This is a genomic window from Paraprevotella xylaniphila YIT 11841, assembly GCF_000205165.1.
In the GTDB taxonomy this organism is placed as follows: Bacteria; Bacteroidota; Bacteroidia; order Bacteroidales; family Bacteroidaceae; genus Paraprevotella; species Paraprevotella xylaniphila.
On sequence record NZ_GL883840.1, the window covers coordinates 1 to 6179 of the forward strand.

At 49.9% G+C, this 6179-nt stretch carries 3 protein-coding genes; all 3 read left to right on the forward strand.

Annotated features, from left to right (window positions below):
• Positions 1–94 precede the first annotated feature (94 nt).
• On the forward strand, positions 95–2956 hold the full coding sequence (locus HMPREF9442_RS06835; RefSeq protein ID WP_147639890.1) for a hypothetical protein: 2862 nt from the start codon (positions 95–97) through the stop codon (positions 2954–2956).
• 94 nt (positions 2957–3050) lie between these two features.
• On the forward strand, positions 3051–5231 hold the full coding sequence (locus HMPREF9442_RS06840; RefSeq protein WP_040602763.1) for a fasciclin domain-containing protein: 2181 nt from the start codon (positions 3051–3053) through the stop codon (positions 5229–5231).
• A 77-nt stretch (positions 5232–5308) separates the two neighbouring features.
• A partial coding sequence (locus HMPREF9442_RS06845; RefSeq protein WP_008626778.1) for a rhamnogalacturonan acetylesterase occupies positions 5309–6179 on the forward strand: 871 nt, incomplete at its 3' end.

Below are 6179 nucleotides of genomic sequence, written 5' to 3' on the forward strand. Positions count from 1 at the left end.
GTTATTGAATAAAATTTAAACAGGCTCTTATAAAAGTGAAAAAGTAACTGTCGAAGAACTGGAGAAAGCGACAGAGGACCTAAAAACAGACATATTGAACTTCAAATATGGTTCGGCCACATCCGCCCATCCTATAGATATCACAGAATTAATGGCAAATCCTTCATTTACGGACAACGACGAAGGATGGGACAAATGGAGGGAACCCGCCAATGAACAAGATAATTTCTCCCGTAAGACCGGTTCACATACGGCATCCGACGGCACGGAAATCTCTAATTTCTTCGAACGTTGGAATCCTTCCTCTCCTCAAAAGGATTGGTCTATCACACAAAACCTTACCAATCTGCCTGATGGAAAATACCGCCTGAAAGCCTATATATTCTGCCCAATCAACGAAGGGGACACCCAAGCCGAAGGACGTTACCTGTATGCCCGCACTTTGGTGGGCGAATCACGTCAGAAAGCCGAAATCACCCAAAGCCAAGTGTTCACCCCGACCACGTTGGACTTCTCCGTCGTGGGTGGTACGGCCACTGTCGGATTCCGTGTAGAAGGAGCTAATTCCCAATGGACAGCCGTGGACAACTTTTCCCTGCAATTCTTGGGCCAAGAAGGAGCACAAACCCTACATGACGTCTTAAAGCAAAACATTGCAGATGCAGAAACAAAATACGCCGAATACACAAATGCCAACGAGACATTCAGCAAAGACGGGCAACAAAAGTATGAAGAGACCATAAAGACAGCCAAAGAAGCGGCCAATAACCCGCAACTGGACAACGAAACCCTGATGGGAATCATCCAATCAGTCCAACTTCGCATGGACTCCTTGGCTTTGGATATTGCAGCTTACAAGACCCTGCAAGCCAAAAGCAATGAACTGGAAACCGCGTACGATGAATCTCCATACGCAGAAGCAGGATTACCCGCTTATGAGGACTATCTGGACAAATTACAGGAAGGTTACAGCCAAAAAACATTCAACCCCAACGAAGTGGACAGCATCCAACCGCGCGCCGACCGCATATTGAAGGAAGCCGTCGCAGAATCCTTGAAATCACCGGATGGCATCCGCGATGCCACCGGACTATTTACCAACACAAATTTCAGCAACGGCACCAACGGATGGACCAAATCGGGCAGCGGGCAACTCTCAAGCAAGCTCAACCGCATGGCAGAAGTATGGAACGCCAAAGACAGCGACTGCGAAGTGTACCAAGAAATCAACGGACTGCCCGAAGGCTCATATAAAATCACGATGCAAGGATATTATTCACCCAGTATCACCAATGCAAACAATTGGAAAGAGAACTGGGGAACAGAAGGAGACACGAGCAACGACATCCTGGCATTCCTGATGGGCAACGATGCCCAAGCCAAACTCTGCCACATCATGGACTACCCGATAGAGGAAAGCGCGCTGCCCGGCACCGATGGATTTGAACAGATTACATGGACTGACGACCCTGCCTACCAAAACAAATGGCTGACCAGCAATTCCACCACATCGGCAGACTTGTTTGAAAACGACGAAACTTGTTATCTCAACAGCGTGGTTTGTTATGTAGGCCAGGATGGCAAGCTTCGTATCGGAATAAAAATAAAAGGTTCCGCCATCAGTTGGTGGGAATCGAGAGTGTTCTTCGACAATTTCAAAATCGAATATCTTGGTGCAGGCGACATGAGCGGAGCCACTTCAGCCATCAACGCATTGATAGAAAGTGCGGAAAGCATGCTCAATCAGGAAGACCTGACCACCCAGGAGGCGCGCAACAGCCTAACTGAAGCCATTTCTTCTGCCCGGGAAGCAATAGCCGCGGGCTTGACGCAAGAATCTTATGGCAAACATGTGAAAGCGTTGAACGAGGCTATCACGGCAGCTCAGAATGCCACTGAAGCCGCCACCAGATTCGATGCCTTGGTTACCTATCACGACATCAAATTCATGAGTACCGGAGATTACAGTTACGAGCAATTTGCCGGCACCCCGGAGTTCGATGCCTTTAAAGCCCTTATCAGCGAAAAAATGGTACCCGCTGTGGAAAACTTGCAATCCATGGACGAGATTGAAAGATTGACAGCTGAAATCAACGAGGCTTACAACAAGATGGTAGCGACTTCCATCGACGTATCGGGAGCAACACTCGACAGCCCGGCTGACATGACATCCATGCTGCAATCCCCAAGCTTTTCGGAAGTGAACGGGGACGGAGAAACCGTAGGTACCATACAGGGTTGGACTACAAACGGGAACCAATATGCCATGTCAGCCAACAACTATGAGTTCTACAACTTGAAAGAGGCCGACATCCATCAAACCGTTTACGGCTTGCCTAAAGGATATTACCGCTTGGCATTCGACGGATTATACCGTGCAGGCGATGCCATCCCTGCCGCCCTTTCACGACGGGAAGGCAAGGAACCGCAGAACGCACTGGTATATGCGGAATCCGGTGAAGGCAAATGGAACGAACCCTTGGCATCCATTTTCGAGGGCATGGGAGAATACAAATATACCACGGGCGACCAAGTCCTGCCGGATAGCCTTTTCCCCGAATCAAAAGCCTTGTACCACATCATAGTAAACAACGTATCGGGCGCTGACCTTGCATTCCAAGAAGGTTTGTATGCCGGTGACTTCTCGTTCTATGTATCCGAGACAGGACAGCCAGTCACGATTGGAGTGCGCAAAGACAGTCTTGTAGCCAACGACTGGGCCGTATTCGACAACTTTACATTATTATATTATGGCGACGGGGATGCCAACAAGCCGGATGACTTCGAGTCAGCCATCGACGGTGTCACTGCCGAGGGCAAGGCCAAGATAGTAAGTTCAGGATGGTACACCCTTGATGGCGTGCGCGTGAAGGAACCAAGACAACGCGGCATCTACATCCGTCAAGACCTGATGGACGATGGGACACGGAAAGCCATAAAGGTCATGGTACGTTAACCCATGCCATAACAAAAGCTTGTTGAACAAGCCATTGGCGGCGTTAGGCATCCATTTGTTTAATTCTGCCAATGGCTTTAAAACTTCCAAAAAGATGAACAAAGACTGGCTCAAAACATTCAAATCTTGCTGCGTAGTCCTGTTTCTGGCCGCACAGATAAACGTATTCACCGGTTGCCAAGACGACCTGCCGGCCGACAGCTACTACACTTTCACCGGAGAAATGATGAGCGACTTCCTGAAAAACAGGGAAGATTTCAGCCTCTTCAGGCGCATCGTGGAGCGTGCCGGAAAGTTGGACTTCCTGGATACCCGGGGCGCACGTACCCTATTCCCGCCCATAAACTCCGGTGTGGAAGCCTTCTTGAAAGAAAAAGGGTATGCTTCGGTCGAAGACATTCCCGTCTCCTATTGCGACACCCTGCTGAAAGCCTGTCTGGTGGAACGAATCATCTATACTTATGATTTAGGAAAGACCCAACAGGAAAACAACCAGTTAGACCTGCCCTTGATTATACAGACCGACGGCGACACATTGGATGCCAACCACATGGTGCTCAGCATCATCAACCGGCGTGCGGCCATCATCAACGAACTTAAAAACGATTCCGTGGAAAATGGCGTAGTACATCCTGTGGACAAAGTGCTGATTCCCAATACCAGTCTGGGAGCCACTTTATTGGATGAGAACCATAGCCAGTTTTCCATCTTCTATGAAGCCCTCCGGCGTACCGGACTGTTGGATTCTTTGGCTCGATACCGGGACGAAAGCTACGAGATATGGAAGGAGGACTATCCCCGATTCAAACCCAATATCGTCTGTGGCCACGACACGGACATCTTTACGGCCAAACGTCCCGACCACCGGTATAGCGGTTTCACCTTGCTGATTGTCCCGGACGAAGTCCTCTATGAAAAATACAGCGACCGCTTCAACGAAGACATGACCATGGAGGAGAAAATCGATGCCCTTTACCGGTTGGCGGAAGAAAAGTACGACGACCATGCAGCCGCAGAAATATTCGGATTAAACAAACCGGTGCCGGAAAACCCCGAAGGTAAGACCTATAAACAACTGTTCTGGAACAAGCATTCCCTGACCGACCGGCACAACCCACTCAACATGTTCCTTTCTTACCATATCCTCGACCGGCTCTTCGAGAGCACGGCCAAACTGGTAAACTGCTGGGGGGTGCACACCCAATATGCCAATCCCACCGAATGGATCAGCACCTTGCTCGACTTTTCCACCATCAAACTGGAAAAAGTATATTCGACCGTAGACCCTGCCGTGGAACATCCCACGGACTTCTACATCAATCATAGCGTGGCCAGCATTTACAACTCCGGCCAACGGGTACGCGGTGCACACTTGTCCCTCCCCGATGCCGACAACTTTTCACTCAACGTAGCCTATTATTACGTGGACGACGTATTGGCCTACGACGAGACCATGCGCAACAATGTCATGAACACGCGGATGAGAATCGATTTCTACACCGTATGGCCGGAACTGACAAACAATAAAATAAGGTTATGCGGCAACGTGACACAGCCATACGGCTCATACGACAACACGGAAAACGGGACAGAAGGTGGAGGATACAACTACTACATTCCCTCCAACTACATCAAAGGACTCAAAATGAACGAGAACGCCATATTTTTCGCCCAACGCCCTAAAATAGGCATGACTTCCGCATTCGACGATTGTGTCAGCATCTTAGGAACATACGACTTGACGTTCCAACTTCCCAACGTCCCCCCGGGCACGTATGAACTGCGTTTGGGATACGGCAGCATGCCCGACCGGGGCATCGTGCAGATGTACGTGGACAATGTACCCCAGGGACTACCGTTGGATATGCGCGAAGAAGGGGACAGCCCCATCATCGGAGGGCTTTACAACGGATGGAACGGGTGGCGGAACTCTGAAGAGAATGCCAATGGAATATATACCTCCGAAGAACTGGAAGAAAATGCCAGGGTCATGAAAAACAACGGTTACTACTGTGGCCCTAAGAGCCTCTATTCCGGCAACGACGGTACGAGCGGCCCCCAATACAGTGCCGCCAAATGTACTCTCCTTTATAACCTGAGGGCTACGCTGCGCCGCAAAATTTGCAACGTGAACATAAAGGCAAACACCCCCCATACCATGCGCATACGTTCGGTGTTCACCCCGACCGGAAGAGGAGTCTTCCATCTCGATTACATTGAGTTGGTGCCCCTCGGCATTTGCGGTCCCGGTGGCCTCGGAGAAGACCAATATTAACCTACCTGCAATATCCCCGAAGAAAGTTTCGCCACTTTCTCGGGGATACATACACGAATCTTACATCAACCCACAATATGAAATACAAAGTTATCTTTTCATGCCTCGCATTCCTGTTCTTTTCCGCCTTCACCCTGAAAGAGAAACCGGTTACCATTTTTTTGATTGGAGACTCTACCATGGCAGACCGGAGCACAGCTTCCGGAAGTCCGGAACGGGGATGGGGCCAAATGTTACCTTGTTTCCTCAACGGACTCATCCGTGTAGAAAACCATGCTGCATGCGGACGCAGTTCTTTAAGCTTCATCCGTGAAGGACGATGGCAGGCCGTACTCGACCGACTGCAAGCCGGAGACTATGTCATTATACAATTCGGACACAACGATGAGAAAACCGATACGGCATTACACACTGTGCCCGGAGGTTCTTTCGATGAAAATTTGAGACGGTTCGTGCGTGAAACCCGTGAGAAAGGGGCTTATCCCGTCCTGATGAACTCCATCGTAAGGCGTAATTACCCACCTACTCCGGAGACACCTCACCAATACATTTATGAAAAAGAGGGCAACACACTGGTAGACACACACGGTGAATACCTCTTGTCGCCTCGCCGCATAGCCCACGAAATGGACGTGCCGTTCGTGGACATGGCCAAGCTGACCCACGACCAGGTCGCGGAAATGGGACCGGAACTATCTAAAAAACTGTTCATGTGGATACTGCCCGGACGATATCCTTCCTTACCGCAAGGCAAGGTAGACAACACCCATCTTAATATATGGGGGAGCAAAGTCTTTGCGGCCATTGCCGCCAAGGCTTTGTCCCAAAAAGTGCCCCGGTTGTCCAAATACATCCGGTATATTGACCCACAGACCGTCCAAGATACCGAAACAACCTGTTTCGGCCAAAGTACGGGCACGGTGATAGTCAACGGCATCCCGTGGTTCG